Below are 19,118 nucleotides of genomic sequence, written 5' to 3' on the forward strand. Positions count from 1 at the left end.
ATGTCTGATAATTACGATTCATCGAGTATTAAAGTACTGAAGGGATTGGATGCGGTAAGGAAGCGTCCGGGAATGTATATCGGGGACACTGATGATGGTACTGGACTACATCACATGGTCTTCGAAGTCGTTGATAACTCAATCGACGAAGCGTTAGCAGGGCACTGTGACGATATCTTCGTTACCATCCATACCGATGGTTCTGTGTCAGTACGCGATAATGGCCGTGGTATCCCAACGGAACTGCACCCGGAAGAAGGGGTCTCTGCGGCAGAAGTCATCATGACCGTGCTACACGCCGGCGGTAAATTCGATGACAACTCATATAAAGTATCAGGTGGCCTACACGGCGTAGGTGTTTCTGTTGTAAATGCACTTTCAGAAAAACTACAACTAACAATTCGCCGTGATGGCAAAGTGCATCAGCAGAAATACACTATGGGTGTACCAGATGCGCCACTGGGTGTTATTGGTGAAGCTGAAAGCACGGGCACAGAATTACGATTCTGGCCAAGCGCCGAGACTTTCTCAGATACCAACTTCCACTACGATATTCTTGCAAAACGCCTTCGCGAGCTGTCTTTCCTGAACTCTGGCGTGAGCATTATCCTGAGCGATGAGCGTGAAGAGAACAAGCAAGACCACTTTAAATATGAAGGGGGCATTCAGGCTTTCGTTGAATACCTGAACCGTAAAAAAACGCCTGTTCATCAAAATGTATTCAACTTCACTTCAGAGCGAGAAGACGGCATTAGCGTTGAAGTTTCTATGCAGTGGAATGATGGCTTCCAGGAAAATATTTACTGTTTTACCAACAACATTCCTCAGCGCGATGGCGGTACACACTTAGCGGGTTTCCGTAGTGCCCTGACGCGCACGCTAAACAACTACATGGAAAAAGAAGGCTTTAACAAGAAAGCTAAAACAGCAAGCAACGCCACAGGTGATGATGCGCGTGAAGGCTTGACGGCTGTAGTGAGTGTTAAAGTGCCTGATCCTAAGTTCTCTTCACAGACCAAAGACAAGCTTGTTTCAAGTGAGGTGAAGGGTGCCGTTGAACAAGCAATGGCTGAAAAACTAACAGAGTATCTACTAGAAAACCCTGGTGATGCTAAAACAGTTGTAAGCAAGATCATTGATGCGGCACGTGCCCGTGAAGCGGCGCGTAAAGCCCGTGAAATGACACGTCGTAAAGGCGCTATGGACCTAGCTGGTCTGCCTGGCAAACTTGCTGACTGTCAGGAACGTGACCCGGCTGAATCTGAACTCTACATTGTGGAGGGTGACTCAGCGGGCGGATCGGCCAAACAGGGCCGTAACCGGAAAAATCAGGCCATTTTGCCGCTGAAAGGTAAAATCCTGAACGTTGAAAAGGCGCGTTTTGATAAGATGCTGTCTTCGCAGGAAGTTGCCACGCTAATCACGGCACTGGGTTGTGGTATTGGCCGTGACGAATACGATCCGGAAAAACTGCGTTATCACCGTATTATTATCATGACCGATGCGGACGTCGACGGCTCGCACATTCGTACGCTGCTGTTGACCTTCTTCTATCGTCAAATGCCTGAGATCATTGAGCGTGGTTATGTCTACATTGCACAGCCGCCACTGTATAAAGTGAAAAAAGGTAAGCAAGAACGCTACATTAAAGATGACCATGCACTGACAGATTACTTAACCACTCTGGCACTGGATGGCGCAAGCATCTATGCAAGCGAAGGCGCAGAAGCCATTTCAGGTAACCGCTTGGAAAACATGGTGCATGATTATCAGAAAACGCTGAATGTTATCGACCGCCTGACGCGTAAATATCCGCGCGCGATGATGTCTCGTCTCTTATATCAGAATGAGCTGAGTGAAGCAGATCTGAGTGATGAAACTAAGGTGACGCAGTGGATACAAACGTTTGTTGCTGACTTGGACAAGTATGACGAAGATGCCACTATCTACAGTGCCGAAGTCAGCTTCGATGACGAGCGTCACATGTATTACCCGGTGGTCAACATTCGCCAGCACGGTGTAGATAAGGCCTATACGCTGAACTATGACTTTATCACTTCAAAAGACTATGTTCGTATCGTAAACACGGGTAAGGCGATAGCGCACCTGATCAGTGAAGGCGGCTATGTACAGCGGGGTGAAAAGACGCATCCGGTTGAAACGTTCGCTGAGTCACTGGACTGGCTGATTGCCGAATCCAAACGTGGCTTGTATACACAACGCTATAAAGGATTGGGTGAGATGAACCCGGATCAGTTATGGGAAACCACTATGGACCCGGCGGCACGTCGTATGCTCCGCGTAACCATTGAAGATGCGATTGCGGCCGATCAGTTATTCGCCACCTTGATGGGTGATCAGGTAGAACCTCGTCGCGACTTCATCGAGCAAAACGCACTGCGCGTTGTGAATCTGGATGTATAAACAAGTTACGACTTGTCACTAATCCACAAAAAGCCACTCCACTGCGAGTGGCTTTTTACGTTATACGCTCTGTCACTGAGTAGGGTTTGAGTTGCTAAGGAAATGGCACAAAATTAAGGGGCTGAGCAACTCACCGGTGAGTGCATTTTTACGCGCTTTTTTAGTGATAACGCTTAAAACAGCGCGGCGCTCGCGGTATACTGAGCATAATTTTCAGACATTATTAGCCCAAACTGGCCCGCAGTGATTCGGCCAAACTGGGTTCCATGTACCATACAAAAATAAGCCAACTATGCAAAAATACGATATCAAAACCTTCCAAGGGTTGATCCTGGCTTTACAGGACTATTGGGCGCAGCAAGGCTGTGTGATCGCGCAGCCACTGGATATGGAAGTGGGTGCGGGGACGTTTCATCCTCTGACTTTCCTAAAGTCAATTGGCCCGGAGCCAATGTCGAGCGCGTATGTACAACCTTGTCGCCGTCCGACCGATGGTCGTTACGGTGAAAACCCAAACCGTCTGCAACACTATTATCAGTTCCAGGTGGTACTGAAGCCATCGCCTGAAAACATTCAGGAGCTGTACCTTGGCTCACTGGAAGCACTAGGTATCGACACCCTGACTCATGAAGTGCGTTTCGTTGAAGACAACTGGGAATCACCTACGCTGGGTGCCTGGGGTCTGGGCTGGGAGGTCTGGCTTAACGGGATGGAAGTGACTCAGTTCACTTACTTCCAGCAGGTTGGTGGCCTGGAATGCTCGCCGGTTACGGGTGAGATCACCTATGGTTTAGAGCGACTGGCCATGTATATACAAGGTGTTGATAGCATCTATGATTTGATCTGGACCGACGGTCCTATGGGTCGTGTGACTTATGGTGACGTGTTCCACCAAAACGAAGTAGAGCAGTCGACTTACAACTTTGAACATGCGGATGTGGATGCGTTGTTCAGGCAGTTCGATCAGTGTGAACTGGAAAGCCAGAAGCTGATCGAAGCGGGATTACCTTTACCAGCTTACGAGCAGGTGATGAAAGCATCGCATGCCTTCAACCTGTTGGATGCGCGTCATGCGATTTCTGTTACAGAACGTCAGCGTTATATTTTACGCGTGCGTGCGCTGTCTAAGGCGTGTGCCCAGGCTTATTATGAGGCCCGTGAGGCACTCGGATTCCCGCTTTGTAAGGATTAATCATGACCACAGAAAATCTATTAGTTGAAATTGGTACTGAAGAGTTACCACCAAAAGCCTTACGTAAGCTGGCAGAATCATTTGCCGAGAATATGCAGGCGGAACTGACCGGCCTTGAGCTGGCATTTGAAGACATTAGCTGGTACGCGTCACCACGTCGCCTGGGTCTAAAAGTAGCGAACTTGCAAACCCAGCAACAGGACAAAGTGGTTGAGAAGCGTGGCCCGGCAACCAAAGCCGCATTCGATGCGGATGGTAATCCGACTAAAGCAGCAATGGGCTGGGCGCGTGGCTGTGGTATTGAAGTATCAGAAGCTGAAACTCTGGAAACGGACAAAGGAGCCTGGTTGCTACACCGCGCAACCGTAGCCGGTCAGCAGGCGAGTGCTTTGTTGTCTGATGCCATTGCTAAGTCACTGGCTAAACTGCCTATCCCAAAACCCATGCGCTGGGGTGCCAACAAAACGCAATTTATCCGTCCGGTACACACCGTGGCTGCGTTACTCGGCAGTGACGTTGTTGCAGGCGAAGTATTAGGTAAAACCATTTCAAACCAGCTTCAGGGTCACCGTTTTCACCATCCTGAACGGGTCAGCATTAACCACGCTGATGACGCATTTGAGACCCTCAAAGGGGCGTATGTTATAGCCGACTACGAAGCCCGTAAGGCACTCATTCGTGAGCAGATCAACGCAGAGGCTGACAAGCTGGGCGCGGTTGTGGCGATGGATGAAGACCTGCTGGAAGAAGTGACGGCATTGGTTGAGTGGCCGGTAACTTTGGTGGCCTCGTTTGAGGAAGAATTCCTGTCAGTCCCTGCTGAAGCGCTGATCTACACCATGAAAGACGATCAGAAATACTTCCCGCTGCTGGATCAGTCGGGCAAGTTAATCAACAAATTCCTGTTCGTATCTAACATCGAAAGTAAAGATCCGAGCGTGGTGATCTCAGGTAACGAGAAGGTGGTTCGTCCGCGTCTGGCGGATGCGCAGTTCTTCTTTGAAACCGATAAGAAGAAAACCCTGGAGAGCCGCCTGGAGTCACTGGGCACGGTATTGTTCCAAAAACAGCTGGGTACGTTAAAAGACAAGTCTGAGCGTATTGCTGCTTTGGCTGGTTTTATTGCTGAGCAATTGGGTGCCGACAAAGCGCTGGCTGAGCGTGCCGGTTTGTTGAGTAAAACCGATCTGATGACCGAAATGGTTATGGAGTTCACCGATGTACAGGGCGTGATGGGCATGCACTATGCACGTATTGACGGTGAAGCTGAAGAGGTTGCTGTCGCGCAGAATGAACAATATATGCCGCGTTTTGCGGGTGATGCTTTGCCGTCAAACCCAATCAGTTGTGCGGTCGCACTGGCGGATAAGTTTGATACTCTGGTGGGTATTTTTGGTATTGGTCAGACGCCAAAAGGCGATAAAGATCCGTTTGCCCTGCGTCGTGCTGCCATTGGCGCATTGCGTATCATGGTTGAGAAAGAGCTCGAGCTGGACATTCATGCGCTGGTCGAGAAATCGCGCACACTGTTCGGTGATAAGCTCACTAACGACAATGTGGCCGAAGAGGTGTTTGAGTTTATGCTGGGTCGTTTCCGTGCCTGGTATCAGGATGAAGGCATTGCTGTGGATGTGATCCAGGCCGTACTGGCGCGTCGTCCTTCTCAGCCGGTAGACTTCGACCGTCGCGTGAAAGCCGTGAGTCACTTCAGAACGCTGGAGCAGGCAGACGCACTGGCTGCGGCAAATAAGCGCGTTAACAACATTCTGGCGAAGAATAACGTCACCAGCGACGCTGAAGTAAATACGGCCTTGTTGTCTGAAATGGCGGAACAGCAGCTGGCCCAGGAAGTAGCAGCACTGACAGTTGAGCTTGCACCGGTTTATGCGCAAGGGGATTACCAGCAAGCACTGACGCGTCTGGCAAGCCTGCGTGAAGCAGTAGACAACTTCTTTGATAACGTCATGGTCATGGCAGATGACGAAGCGGTTAAGCAAAACCGCCTCGCACTGCTTAGCCAGCTGAGCCGTTTGTTCCTCAACACAGCGGACATCTCTGTCTTACAAAACTAAGACAGCCAATCTTAAAACAAGCCAGCATTCGTGCTGGCTTTTATTTTTGTGATCGGGATTAACAATGAAACAGCACATCTTTGCTTTGATAGCAGCACTGGGTTTGAGCGCCTGTACCACTGCACCGGGTAAGCCCACTAACGGCGAGATTGAGCAGCAGGTACAAAATGGTCATGCAGCGGTAAACTCGCTGGACAGACCCATGTATTTACGCGGCGATTTTACTTTATGGGATGCCGATGAAGTCTATCGGTTAAAGCAAACTCAGACAGGGTTGTACGGTGTCCGGGTGCGTTTTATGAGTCCGGGTAAAGTCTATGAATTTAAAATTGCCGACGCAAAGTGGACACCAGGTTACAACTGTGGTTTTCGTTATGATGGCAAGGTCAGCCTGGGTAAACCGCTGGCAGCAGACTGTGATACGGTGTACAACTATTTTGGCTTTATGCCGGACAGAAAAGGCTGGTACCGGATTGCACTGGACTTAAGAAGCGATGTCCCCCAGCTGATTGTGCAGCGCGATTAAGCGCAACCCTTCGCATTTAGATGCCTGCATTCGAATGCCCGATCCTATGTAGTCCGTAAATTGATAGAGCTGGTGGGGCTGTTGCACCAGCTTTGCAGTTATTTGCCTTTTTTCACCAGATAGCGATAAGGGACGCTATCCACTTCTTTCGCCACCAGAGTGTGATCCATAAACTCACAGAAACTGGGAATATCCCGGGTGGTAGACGGGTCGTCTGCCAGGATCAACAGGGTTTCACCGTCCTGCATTTTTCTTACCTTACCACGGATCATCATCACGGGTTCAGGACAACGCAAGCCAATCGCATCGAGAGTGTGGTCAGTGTTGTCAAAGTTCATGGCGGTACCCTTTAAAAATAAAGCGCCTATTCTAGCGCGCCTGAAGTGACAAATAAATATGCAAGTTCAGATACCCGATCACGAAAAAAGGCAAGCTGCACGAAGCAGCTTGCCTTGGTCACCAAGTTAAAACGGTTAGGGAATCAGGTGCGGGTTAGTCTTCAACACGTTCGAAAACAGTTGCGATACCCTGGCCCAGGCCAATACACATGGTCGCCAGGCCATACTTAGCGCCTTTGTCTTCCATAATGTGGATCAAAGAGGTGCTGATCCGTGAGCCTGAACAGCCCAGCGGGTGACCCAGCGCGATCGCGCCACCGTTGAGGTTCACTTTCTCATCAGCTACGTCCAGCAAACCGAGGTCTTTCAGTACCGGTAAAGACTGCGCGGCAAAGGCTTCATTGAGCTCTGCCACATCAATGTCTTCTATGCTCAGGCCAGCTTGCTTCAGTGCCTTCTGGCTGGCAGGAACCGGGCCGTAACCCATGATAGACGGATCGCAACCTGCAACCGCCATCGACTTAACGCGTGCACGAATTGGCAGGCCCAGTTCTTTGGCTTTCGATTCACTCATGACCAGCATGGCTGAAGCACCATCCGACAGAGCCGATGACGTACCTGCGGTCACTGTGCCAGAAGCCGGGTTGAATACAGGGCGTAACTGGCTCAGGCCTTCCATGGTGGTTTCCGGACGGATCACTTCGTCGTGTTCAACCAGCACAGGTGCACCATCGGCATCATGGCCTTCCATTGGTAAAATTTCACGCGCAAAACGGCCTTCAACCGTGGCAGCGTGAGCGCGCTGATGTGAGCGCACTGCAAAGGCATCCTGTTGTTCACGGTTAATGCCGTGCAGGGTGGCCAGGTATTCCGCAGTCAGACCCATTACACCGGCCGCTTGAGCAACCGATGTCGACAGACCCGGGTGGAAGTCGTTACCGTGCGTCATTGGGACGTGGCCCATGTGCTCAACACCGCCGATTAAGTAGGTATCGCCAGCGCCAGTCATAATCGCACGTGCCGCATCATGCAGTGCCTGCATGGATGAACCACATAAGCGGTTGACCGTAACTGCCGGTACTGTGTGTGGAATGCCTGCCAGCAGGGCGGCATTACGGCCCACGTTAAAGCCTTGCTCCAGGGTTTGTTGTACACAGCCCCAGTAAATGTCATCGATAGAATCCGGTGCTACTGCCGGATTGCGATCCAGCAGGCCTTTCATCAGGTGGGCACTGAGGTCTTCAGCACGTTTGTGTTTGAACACACCGCCCTTGGAGCGGCCCATCGGCGTACGAATACAATCTACGATTACTGCCTGTTCCATGTTACTGACCCTCCACTTTGTAGAATACTTTACCGGCAGCTGCCCACTCACGGGTTTGCTCCGACACCTGATAGATTTCGCCTAAGTGTGCGTACTTATCGGCGATTTTCACGAACTCTGCCAGACCCAGTTGATCCAGATAACGGAATGCACCACCACGGAACGGCGGGAAGCCAATGCCGTAGATCAGTGCCATATCGGCTTCTTGTGGTGAGGCTACAATGCCTTCTTGCAGACACAGCAGAACTTCATTGATCATCGGTACCATACAGCGCTCGATGATGGTTTGTTTGTCAAACTGTGCCGGTGCATCACAAATCTCGTTCAGCAGGGCAACGGCGTCAGCGTCTTTGCTCTTCTTCAGGCGACCTTTGCGATCCGGTGCATACTGGTAGAAGCCTTTCTGGTTTTTCTGTCCATAGCGATTCGCGTTGGCCAGGTGAGCAACTGGATCTTTTTCCTGACGTGCCATGCGGGTTGGGAAACCATCCGCCATCACGCCAGTACAGTGATTGGCTGTGTCGATACCCACCACATCCAGCAGGTAAGCCGGACCCATCGGCCAGCCAAAGACATTTTCCATCACTTTATCGACTTGTGTGAAGTCGGCACCTTCCACGACGAGCTGGCTGAAACCGGCAAAGTAAGGGAACAGTACGCGGTTCACGAAGAAGCCTGGACAGTCATTCACAACGATTGGCGATTTGCCCAGTTTCAGTGCGTAGTCGACAACAGCGGCAACGGTTTCATCCGAGGTTTTCGCGCCACGAATAATTTCAACCAGTGGCATCTTAGGCACCGGATTAAAGAAGTGCATACCACAGAAGTGCTCAGGACGCTCCAGACCTTCAGCCAGTTCATCAATGCGAATGGTTGAGGTATTTGAGGTCAGAATAGTGCCCTGTGGCAATTGTTTCTCAAGACCCGCCAGGACGGTTTTCTTGATCTGTGGGTTCTCGACAACCGCTTCAACGATGATGTCACTGCCTTCCAGGTCGCGATCATTAAGCGTTGGTTTGATCTGCGCCAGTGTGCCAACCATTTTGTCCAGCTTCATGTGGCCGCGCTCGACTTTTTTGCCAAGCAGCTTGGCCGCTTCGCCCATACCTAAGTCCAGTGCGCCCTGGCTGATGTCTTTCATGACAATCGGCGTGCCTTTGTACGCTGACTGGTAAGCGATACCGCCACCCATGATGCCTGCGCCCAGAACGGCAGCTTGTTTGATGTCAGTCTGGCTTTGCTTAGCTTGTTTCTTGGCAACGCCTTTAATGTACTGATCGGCCAGGAAGATCCCGGTTTGTGCCGCCGCTTCAGCGGTTTTGGCTAGCTTGGCGAAGCTCGCGTTCTCAACGGCCATGGCTTCATCGCGACCCATATTGGCAGCAGTCTTGATGGTTTTAACCGCCATCACAGGTGCCGGGTAGTGACCTTTGGTTTTGGCCATCACCATGCCTTCTGCCATTGCAAAGCTCATGCCTTGCTCAACGCGGTTCATTTTCAGCGGGTCAAGCTTCACCTGACGTTTGGCGCGCCAATCCAGCTTGCCTGCCGCTGCTTGCTCCATGGTACGCAGTGCCGCGTCCATCAGCTTATCCTGAGCAACCACCGCATCCACTGCGCCTACTTTGAGGGCATCGGCTGCGCGATTTTCTTTACCTGTGGTGATCCAGGTCATCGCGTTGTCTGCACCAATCAGGCGCGGCAGACGCACGGTACCACCAAAGCCCGGCATAATGCCCAGCTTTACTTCTGGCAAGCCAATCTTAGCGCTGTCAGAGGCAATACGATAATCGGTAGCAAGTACCCACTCACAGCCGCCACCCAGTGCCAGGCCATTGACCGCAGACAAGGTAGGGAAAGGTAAATCTTCTAACGCGTCAAATACGTCAGTGGCCGCTTTGATCCACTCAACCAGCTCGGCTTCCGGGCGGTCAAAGGTAGGCAGAAATTCGAAGATATCGGCACCCACAATAAAGTGGTCTTTGTCGGAGCTAAAGATCAGGCCGTCGATGTCATCGCGTTGCGCCAACTCTTTGAGCGCCGCATGACAATCTTGCAGGGTTTGCTGAGATAATTTGTTGACCGAACCTGGCATACAAAATTTAAACTCAGCGATTTTGCCTTTGCAGAAATCCACAACAAAGGACTCGCGTTTCATTAACATACATGTTCTCCCGTGTTTTTACACTGGTACGATGAGTTGTCATTTCATCCAGTGTGGCGTCTTTAAAAGAAAATTGCAATGAAAAATTTACCGCAGGTTTACTGCAAAGGGTCAGGCACAATGCTAAGGTGGTTTGGCTGAATATTTTCCGGATGACAGGTTCATCCGGGCGTTAAGCCTCGGGCAAGTTGCCACACAATAGTCTGGTGTGAAACACAGGGCTGTTCAGTGTGCACACAGTGCGCCCGGGCAGGGAACTCAGAGAAAGGAAGGTGTTTTGGAGTGGGCCTTATTTTCACGCATTTTAAACACCCCGGAACATTGACTGCCAATCAAGAGAATGAAAGTTAAAGCACTATGAAATTATGGTTTAGTCGTATTGCTGCCACCTGCCTTGCGGTGTGCAGTGGTGCCTGGAGTCACCTGGGTCAGGCCGCTGACCCACATCAGGCGTTTAAAGATGCAGAGCGGGTGGCCTGGAGTGGCAACCATCAGGCCTTTAAGCGCTCGCTTGCCGAGCTCGATCACCCGCTCAAGCCTTATGTCGAGGCGACTTTTTATAAACGCCACCCCAAACTTAAATATCAGGACGAGATAGGGCGCTTTTTGTCTGTATACGATCATACGCCGCTGGACTGGATGGTACGTAAAAGCTGGCTGGATTACCTCAAGCGGCGCAATAAAAAAGCTTTGTTTATTGAGCACTATCAGGACACCAGTAATGCACAGCTGAAGTGCACCTATTTGCAGTTCCAGCTGGACCTGGGCGCGCCGGAAAAAGCCATTCTGGATCAGGTGGAGTCGTTGTGGGTGGTCGGCAAGTCACAGCCAAAAGCCTGCGACAAGTTGTTTAGCCAGTGGCAAAAAGCCGGGTATCGGACACAAGCGCTGGTGTGGCAAAGGATCACCCATGCCGCGCAGGGCGGCCAGGCCTCGTTGCTGAAGTATTTAAAAACCCTGTTACCGCGTAACGAAGCCTATCTGGCCGATCTGTATCTTAAGGTGCGTCGCGATCCCAGCGCCGCAGCCGGGTTATACCGATATAAGAAGCGTACTGCCAAAGAGGCGGAAATTGCCGTATATGGCGTACGGCGGTTGATCTGGCGCGATCCTAAACTGGCGTTGCGGGCCTGGGACAAGTTGCAGGCAATGTTCACCTTTAGTCAGGCGCAACAAGATAGCGTGGCCTATCGTTTTGCCCTGGCGCTGGCCTCCAAGGGCCATGAGCAGGCCAAGTTCTGGCTGAATAAAGTGCCTCAGGAGTTACAGGATAAAAAGCTGCGTCAGTGGCTGATGAGCAATATGCTCAAAGAGCAGGACTGGGAAGGCATCGCGGTGCTGTTCACCGGCATGGACAACCTCAGTCATGGTCAAAAATACTGGCTGGGTTACAGCTATGCCAAACGTGATCAGATGGACAAAGCGCAGGCGCTGTGGCGCCAGATTGCGCCGGAGCGCGACTACTATGGCTTTCTGGCGGCTGCGCGGCTGGGGTTACCAGCGCAACTCAATGCTGAGCCACTCAATGTGCCACCCAGTATCGTGGCTAAGGTTTCTGAAGCGCCGGGATTTAAGCGCGCTAAAGCTTTATATGAGCTGGAGCGCTTTACCGCTGCGCGGCGTGAGTGGAACTATCTGACTAATACTTCCAGTACTGCGGAAAAGCTGGCGGCCTCTGTGCTGGCCGCAGATCTCGACTGGTATGACAGCACCATTTATACCCTGGCACAAATCAAAGCCTGGAATTACGTTGATCTGCGTTTTCCGATGGCATTCGATGACCTGTTTGTGCGCTACAGTGAGCGTAATGACGTGGATCTGGCGTGGAGCTTTGCGATCGCCCGCAGAGAAAGTTCGTTCGCCCCGGATGCCCGCTCGCATGCGGATGCTTACGGGTTGATGCAGCTCCTGCCTAGTACCGCTAAGTATGTGGCTAAATCCAGGGTTTCTAAGCGCCAGTTGATGAAGCCGGCGACGAATATTCGCCTGGGTACCGATTATCTCGATTACCTTAAAGGTAAGAACAAGGGCAATGAGATCCTCGCCACGGCGTCGTATAATGCCGGCTTTCATCGGGTAAAGCGTTGGATCCCACAAGAGGCCATGCCAGCGGAATTGTGGATAGAATTGATCCCCTACCGGGAAACCCGCGATTACGTGAAAAATGTGATGGCGTATCGCCAGGTCTACCACACTAAACTAGGGCGCGATGGCAATATCCTTGCGGGGATCCTGGATATGCAGATCGGGGGTAAATAAGAGGGCGATTTGTTGGTCTGTCTCGCGATAGCGAGGCTGGCCGTGGGCGGCTTTACTTCTTCAAACCGGTAGCGCTATGTTAGACTCAGTCACAAGCGAATTAAATAATAGATGGGTACACCAATGGAACAACTAGCAAACTTGTATGCCGAGCACATTGCAACGCTGCAACAGCGTACGAAGACCATTATTGAACGTGAGAACCTCGATGGACTCGTGATCCACTCAGGACAAGCCAAACGCCAGTTTCTGGATGATATGTATTATCCGTTCAAGGTGAACCCACAATTCAAAGCGTGGTTGCCGGTCATCGATAATCCGCACTGCTGGCTGGTGGTCAATGGCACAGATAAGCCTAAGCTGATCTTCTACCGTCCGGTGGATTTCTGGCACAAAGTACCGGATGAGCCGAATGACTTCTGGGCCGACTACTTTGATATTCAGCTGCTGCTTCAGCCCGATCAGGTTGAGCAATTCTTACCGTATGACAAAGCCAGCCTGGCGTATATTGGCGAGTATTTGGAAGTGGCACAGGCATTGGGCTTTACGCAGATGAACCCTGAGTCGGTGATGAATTATTTACACTTTCACCGTGCTTACAAGACCAGTTATGAACTTACTTGTTTACGTGAAGCGAACCGCCTTGCCGTGCTGGGCCACAAGGCTGCACGTGACGCTTTCTATGGCAAAGAGTCTGAGTACGGCATTCAGCAGGCTTACTTGCAGGCCACTGAGCATATGGAAAACGACACGCCTTATGGCAACATAGTGGCATTGAATGAGAACTGTGCCATTTTGCATTACACCCATTTTGAGCGTCGTGCTCCGCAGCAGCATGTGTCATTTCTGATCGATGCGGGTGCCAACTTCAATGGTTATGCGTCTGATATTACGCGCACCTATGACTTCGCGCGTAAGGGGGAGTTTGCCGATCTGATCAAGGTGATGAACGCCCATCAGATTGAACTGGGGCAGGCATTGCAGCCGGGCAAACTATATGGCGAGCTACATCTGGATTGTCACAAGCGTGTTGCTCAGGTGCTGATAGATTTCGATATTGTTCGTGGTTTGAGTGTGGAAGGGATCCTGGAACAGGGGATTACCTCGACCTTCTTCCCGCATGGTCTGGGCCATCATCTTGGCTTACAGGTTCATGATATGGGAGGCTTTATGGCAGATGAGTTGGGTACACACCAGGCCCCGCCTCAAGGGCACCCGTTCCTGCGTTGCACGCGTAGGATTGAAGCCAATCAGGTGTTCACGATTGAGCCTGGTCTGTATTTTATTGATTCACTGCTGGGCGACCTGGCACAAACCGACAACAAACAGTATGTAAACTGGGACAAGGTTGACGCGTTTAAGCCGTATGGCGGCATTCGCATTGAGGACAATATTATTGTTCATGACGACCATCTGGAAAATATGACTCGGGATCTGGCGCTGGATTAAGCTTTGCCCCGCACCAAACTGAACTATGTTAAACTGGGAGCCAAGTGCTCCCTGTGTTGTTTGTAGAATACCCATGTCTGAATACGCCATTCCCAGCAGTTCTATTTCCCATCACGAAGAAATCAAAAAAAGCACCTTTATTGTGCATATTGCCCATACGCCGACAATCGCTGATGCCAAGGCGTTTATTCGGGCTATTAACGAGCAGTATCCGGATGCGCGACACAACTGCTGGGCCCATATCGCCGGTGCGCCGGGCGGCAGCCATGTACTGGGCTTTTCGGATGACGGGGAACCCAATGGGACGGCAGGTAAGCCGATGCTGAACGTACTACTTGGCTCCGGGCTGGGGGAGATCACCGCGGTCACAACCCGTTACTTTGGTGGCATTAAGCTGGGCACGGGCGGCCTGGTTCGCGCTTACGGTGGGACGCTGAACAATGCGCTGTCCTTACTGCCAACGCAAATTAGGATCCCGGCGAGTACGCTGACAGGCGAGTCGGACTATGCACTGCAGGGGAGCATAGAGCAGCACCTCAGTAGCCAGTTCACCGTGCTTAATATCGATAAGCAGTATGGCGCGACTATTCGCTGGGAAATTGAACTCGACAGCAGAGAGGTTACAACGGCGATTGAGTCTGTATTCGATCTCACTCACGGTGCAGTCTCGCTGACGCTCAAACAGCCCTGAACGGGTTTCGCGGTTTACTAACAGAGTGATGTAGTAGACAATCGGGTGTAATTACAATAACTCGCGAATCGCGCTATGCAATTTCGTACCATTATAAAGATACTCGGACAGCTTGTTGCGCTCTTTAGTCTGACTATGGTGCCACCGGCGCTGGTGTCTTTGATCTATAAGGACGGCGGCGGGGTGCCGTTTGTTCTGGCATTTATCTTTAGTGTTCTGATTGGCCTGATGGCCTACTACCCGAACCGTAAAGAGCAGGGCGATCTGAAAGCCAGAGAGGGCTTTTTGATTGTGGTTTTGTTCTGGCTGGTACTGGGTGCCTTCGCGGCTGTGCCGCTGATCTTCTTAAGTGAGCCTAATCTGTCGTTTGCCGATGCCGTCTTTGAGGCATTTTCCGGTCTGACAACCACAGGTGCAACGGTGCTGACCGGTATCGAGTACTTACCTAAGTCCGTGCTGTTCTATCGCCAGCAGCTGCAGTGGCTCGGTGGTATGGGGATCATTGTACTGGCTGTCGCTGTACTGCCTATGCTCGGCGTCGGTGGCATGCAGCTGTATCGGGCTGAAACGCCAGGCCCAGTTAAAGACTCCAAGATGACGCCCCGCATTGCCGATACGGCTAAGCACTTATGGTATATCTATGTGACGCTGACACTGGCCTGTACGCTGGCGTATGCCTGGGCAGGCATGAGCTGGTTTGATGCCATTTGTCATGCCTTTGCGACCATCGCCATTGGAGGGTTCTCGACCTATGACGCCTCGATAGGCTATTTCGATAGCCCAATGATCAACGCCATTTGTGTGTTCTTTTTGCTTATTGCGGCGGCCAACTTTTCACTGCATTATGCGGCCGTGGCGGGTCGCAGCCTGAAAGTATACTTCAGAGATCCTGAGCTCAAAGTCTTTTTGTTTATTCAGCTCGCGCTGGTGGTGTTGTGTTTTGCGGTACTTTCCTCCAAGCAGGTATACAGCAACGGGGATGAAACCCTGGATCATGCTTTATTTCAGGCGGTTTCTATCAGCACCACCGCAGGTTTCGCCACCGACAGCTTTGCAGCCTGGCCTCTATTTCTGCCTATTTTGCTGATTTTTTCCAGTTTTATTGGTGGCTGTGCGGGTTCAACGGGCGGCGGTATGAAAGTGGTGCGGGTGTTTTTACTTTACCTGCAAGGGATCCGGGAGCTTAATCGCCTGGTTCACCCGCGTGCCATCTATTCTATTAAGTTAGGTCGTAAGGCATTGCCCGACAAAGTAGTCGAAGCTGTGTGGGGCTTTTTCTCAGCTTATGCACTGGTATTTGTGATCATCATGATTGCGCTATTGGGCACCGGGCTGGATAACATTACCGCTTTCTCAGCCACTGCTGCGTGCCTGAATAATCTGGGTCCGGGCCTGGGCGATGTCGCCGCTCACTATGGTGACATTCCTGATTCCGCAAAATGGATCTTAACGCTGGCGATGGTCTTCGGCCGCCTCGAAATCTTCACTTTGCTGGTCCTGTTTACCCCCACGTTCTGGCGTGGGTGAGGCACGGTCGCTACGCGACGACGAGTGACTTAACGTCACTCGGAGAGTGCCGAACGCGAGACCGGGGGTGCCGAGCTGTGGATGGTTTTTGGGCACTTATCTAAAGAGACCGCGAGACCTGCCGCACCGATCTTTGATCTATTTACCTGCCTTATTCCTTAGTGGAACTTTCTGAACAAACAGACCTGATAAAGGTATAATTGTAAATTAAATATATTGCATATAACTGTAAATTCAACTCGTTTATGAATTACATTCCTTTTAAATCAGGGTGTTAGTGTTTTTTGTGTAAAGTTGAAATGTGTTAAAGTTAACTGCGGTTAAAAAAATATATCAAAAAGCGCAAAAAATGCATTTTTTCATTAGTGATGGTGTCATATTTGTATCGTCAGGGTTAATACCCAACCTTTTAAGTTGCCCATACAGGAAAGTGGGTGTTGCCAGAAAATGAAACTATGAGGAATGGCCGGGATGTTTGCCATGTCACAGCAAAATAAACACAAAGCAGTAGCAACAGGGATAGTAAGCCAGGTGAATCTGGCTGGCGGCGCCAGTGATTTAACTGAATGTGTGGCTCAACTCAACCAGTATATGAGCGGGGCCGGGAGCTTACAGTACGATAGTTGTTTACCATCTGCACATGGCAGTGTATCACTGCTGCGTTATGACGGCGTCGAAGTCAGTGAGTGCATGATTGGCATTATTTCAGAAAACGCATTATGGCAAACGCGTAGTTTACCGCCCCTGGTAATGAAAGAGCACACGGGTCAGCTGACACACAATAGCCATGAACATACGCTGGGTATTACCTTTATTACAAAGCGCAATGGTGAACCTATGTTGTTCTTTACTGAACACTACGAGCAACACCTCGCACTTAGCACGCTGGAAGTACAAAGCCGTATGATGACTCTCAGGGATGCGGCAATTCTGTTGAAAGGGTATTTGCAACAAGGTTAATTCCGTTCCTTTAATAGGGTTTTAGCATTATATTAATTAGATTTTGCTGCTACACTATTTGCAGAGTAGTTAGCAGGGTTACAAGATGTTGAGGCGTAAAACGCAGCGGAGCAGGAAGCACTTATCGCAAATTCCAGCGGGCAGCTTAATCGATATTGAAATCGTCATGCCGGCCAGCCGGAAACGCGTTCGTACAGAGTTTATCGGGGTGCTTGAAGATCAATATATTATTTTAAACTATCCCAACCCTAAGCGACTCGGCGCGGCGGCAGATTATGTGAAGACAGGCACGGAGATCATTGTCCGGGCCCTGCCTGAAGACAGCAATGGTCAGATCATTGCCTTCAAAGAGAACATTAAAGCCATTAGTAATCACCCCGCGCGGCTTATTTTTCTGTTTTACCCTCGCGAAGTACAAACCTATCAACTGCGAGCCCAAACTCGCGTGCCAGCCCTGATCCCGGCCATTTTGCAATTACCCGACTACAATGAAGTTGGCGTCATCAAAGACATTTCACTGTCTGGCATGATGTTCGATATTCAAAAAGAGCACCTGCCGGACGACCTGGAATCAGAAAACTGTGAGGTGCTGATTGAAGGCAAAGACGACAATGCGTCAGCCATCAAAGGTAAGGTGTGCCGTATTATTGAAAGTGCAGAGGGCAATGTCTCTTTGGGGATCCAGGTGGTGGGTCCGGATACTACCATTAAAGCGGTATTAAAAGACTACCTGATTGACTTGTCTATTTTGTCTGAAGAAGAGGAGCATTAGCTGACCCAGGTATTGGTCAGCCAGAAGTGCTCTGCATATTACACAAATAGTGCACTGACCTGGAAGAGCTTTTCAACCACGCCAATCTGTTTTTTATCAATCAGGAACATGATGACATGATCTCCTGAAAGGATAATGGTGTCATCGTGTGCAATTAACACTTCGTCGTCCCGGACGATGGCGCCAATGGTGGTGCCTGCTGGCAGCTTGATATCCCGGATTGCGCGGCCAACCACTTTCGAGGTGTTTTCATCACCATGCGCAACCGCTTCAATAGCTTCGGCAGCCCCCTTACGCAGCGAGTAAACATTTACGATATCACCGCGCCTCACGTGAGTGAGTAGGGCAGAAATGGTCGCTTGCTGAGGTGATATAGCAATGTCGATTTCGCCACCCTGTACCAGATCGACATAGGCGCCCCGTTGGATCAGTACCATGGTCTTTTGTGCGCCCATACGTTTGGCCAGCATGGCCGCCATGATATTGGCTTCATCGTCGTTGGTGACCGCAATAAACACATCAACCTGTTCAATATGCTCTTCTGACAACAACTCCTGATCAGAAGCATCACCACAAAAGACCACGGTATTGTCGAGCATTTCTGACAAGGAAGAAGCTCGTGCATGATTTCGTTCAATCAATTTAACGCTGTGGTTTTTTTCGAGTGATCGAGCAAGGCCTGCACCGATATTACCGCCACCGGCAATCATAATTTTACGGTACGAACGTTCGAGTTTTTGCAACTCGTTCATTACCGCACGGATATGTTTGGTCGCTGCGATAAAGAAGACCTCGTCGTCGGCCTCTATGACTGTGGTACCAAGCGGTTTAATGGCTTTACCCTGACGATAAATGGCCGCAACGCGGGTGTCGACATTGGGAATATGCTCTTTCAGTGCAGACAATGCATAACCAACCAGCATACCACCATAATAGGCTTTTACGGCCACCAGAGATAACATGCCATCGGCAAATTGCAGTACCTGTAGTGCTCCGGGATAATCGATAAGGCGGCGAATATAGCGGGTCACCAGTTGCTCCGGCGCGATATAGTGGTCAACTGGCAGATCGTCATTATGGAAGAGCTTTTCCCGATATTTCAGGTATTGCTCGGAGCGGATCCGGGCAATTTTGGTGGGCGTATTAAAAATACTGTAGGCCACCTGACAGGCGATCATATTGACCTCGTCCGAGCTGGTCACCGCAATGACCATATCGGCATCTTCGGCACCGGCTTGCCTGAGCACATCCGGGTGTGCACTGTGTCCTGTTACGCCTTGCAGGTCGTACTTATCCTGCAATTCCCGCAGTCGTTCGCCGTCAATGTCTACCACAGTGATTTCGTTCTGTTCACCGACCAGGTTTTCGGCCAGTGTACCGCCGACTTGTCCGGCGCCTAAGATGATGATTTTCATAAGCT

General features: G+C 50.7%; 14 protein-coding genes. 10 read left to right on the forward strand and 4 right to left on the reverse strand.

Annotation, left to right across the window (positions count from 1 at the left end):
• From gyrB to MHN33_RS14540, 4 genes are all read left to right on the forward strand, one after another.
• Positions 1 to 2,424, forward strand: coding sequence for a DNA topoisomerase (ATP-hydrolyzing) subunit B (gyrB, locus tag MHN33_RS14525; RefSeq protein WP_235414483.1), 2,424 nt, complete (start codon positions 1 to 3; stop codon positions 2,422 to 2,424).
• A gap of 292 nt (positions 2,425 to 2,716) precedes the next feature.
• Positions 2,717 to 3,616 (forward strand): glycine--tRNA ligase subunit alpha, encoded by a 900-nt coding sequence (gene glyQ, locus MHN33_RS14530; protein ID WP_239398771.1) that lies wholly within the window; start codon positions 2,717 to 2,719, stop codon positions 3,614 to 3,616.
• Positions 3,617 to 3,618: 2 nt separating this feature from the next.
• The gene (glyS, locus tag MHN33_RS14535; protein ID WP_239398774.1) at positions 3,619 to 5,688 is read left to right on the forward strand and encodes a glycine--tRNA ligase subunit beta; all 2,070 of its coding nucleotides are present in this window, start codon (positions 3,619 to 3,621) and stop codon (positions 5,686 to 5,688) included.
• A gap of 64 nt (positions 5,689 to 5,752) precedes the next feature.
• Positions 5,753 to 6,214, forward strand: coding sequence for a hypothetical protein (locus tag MHN33_RS14540; RefSeq protein WP_239398776.1), 462 nt, complete (start codon positions 5,753 to 5,755; stop codon positions 6,212 to 6,214).
• A gap of 98 nt (positions 6,215 to 6,312) precedes the next feature.
• Here MHN33_RS14540 and tusA read toward each other — a convergent pair whose 3' ends face one another.
• From tusA to fadB, 3 genes are all read right to left on the reverse strand, one after another.
• On the reverse strand, positions 6,313 to 6,552 hold the full coding sequence (tusA, locus tag MHN33_RS14545; RefSeq protein ID WP_046004752.1) for a sulfurtransferase TusA: 240 nt from the start codon (positions 6,550 to 6,552) through the stop codon (positions 6,313 to 6,315).
• Between the two features lie 154 nt (positions 6,553 to 6,706).
• The gene (gene fadA, locus MHN33_RS14550) at positions 6,707 to 7,876 is read right to left on the reverse strand and encodes an acetyl-CoA C-acyltransferase FadA (protein ID WP_046004753.1); all 1,170 of its coding nucleotides are present in this window, start codon (positions 7,874 to 7,876) and stop codon (positions 6,707 to 6,709) included.
• Between the two features lies 1 nt (position 7,877).
• Positions 7,878 to 10,040: a fatty acid oxidation complex subunit alpha FadB gene (gene fadB, locus MHN33_RS14555; protein WP_239398778.1), complete on the reverse strand. Its 2,163-nt coding sequence runs from the start codon at positions 10,038 to 10,040 to the stop codon at positions 7,878 to 7,880.
• A 357-nt stretch (positions 10,041 to 10,397) separates the two neighbouring features.
• Here fadB and MHN33_RS14560 point away from each other — a divergent pair, with 357 nt between their 5' ends.
• The 6 genes from MHN33_RS14560 to MHN33_RS14585 all read left to right on the forward strand — a co-directional run bounded on the left by MHN33_RS14560 (position 10,398) and on the right by MHN33_RS14585 (position 17,698).
• Positions 10,398 to 12,299, forward strand: coding sequence for a transglycosylase SLT domain-containing protein (locus tag MHN33_RS14560; protein ID WP_239398780.1), 1,902 nt, complete (start codon positions 10,398 to 10,400; stop codon positions 12,297 to 12,299).
• A gap of 123 nt (positions 12,300 to 12,422) precedes the next feature.
• Positions 12,423 to 13,748, forward strand: a complete 1,326-nt coding sequence (pepQ, locus tag MHN33_RS14565) for a Xaa-Pro dipeptidase (protein ID WP_239398781.1) — start codon at positions 12,423 to 12,425, stop codon at positions 13,746 to 13,748.
• 73 nt (positions 13,749 to 13,821) lie between these two features.
• Entirely contained in the window at positions 13,822 to 14,439 is a 618-nt protein-coding gene (locus MHN33_RS14570; RefSeq protein WP_239398782.1) for a YigZ family protein, read from the forward strand.
• A gap of 75 nt (positions 14,440 to 14,514) precedes the next feature.
• Positions 14,515 to 15,966 carry a TrkH family potassium uptake protein gene (locus tag MHN33_RS14575; protein WP_239398783.1) on the forward strand — a complete coding sequence of 484 codons (1,452 nt, stop codon included), beginning with the start codon at positions 14,515 to 14,517 and terminating at the stop codon, positions 15,964 to 15,966.
• Between the two features lie 480 nt (positions 15,967 to 16,446).
• Entirely contained in the window at positions 16,447 to 16,926 is a 480-nt protein-coding gene (locus MHN33_RS14580) for a hypothetical protein (RefSeq protein ID WP_239398784.1), read from the forward strand.
• Between the two features lie 85 nt (positions 16,927 to 17,011).
• Positions 17,012 to 17,698 (forward strand): flagellar brake protein, encoded by a 687-nt coding sequence (locus MHN33_RS14585; RefSeq protein WP_239398785.1) that lies wholly within the window; start codon positions 17,012 to 17,014, stop codon positions 17,696 to 17,698.
• Positions 17,699 to 17,736: 38 nt separating this feature from the next.
• Here the strand turns inward: MHN33_RS14585 and trkA are convergent, their stop codons facing one another.
• Positions 17,737 to 19,113: a Trk system potassium transporter TrkA gene (trkA, locus tag MHN33_RS14590; RefSeq protein WP_239398786.1), complete on the reverse strand. Its 1,377-nt coding sequence runs from the start codon at positions 19,111 to 19,113 to the stop codon at positions 17,737 to 17,739.
• Positions 19,114 to 19,118 lie beyond the last annotated feature (5 nt).

Source organism: Pseudoalteromonas sp. OOF1S-7, from assembly GCF_022347765.1.
Taxonomy (GTDB): Bacteria; Pseudomonadota; Gammaproteobacteria; order Enterobacterales; family Alteromonadaceae; genus Pseudoalteromonas.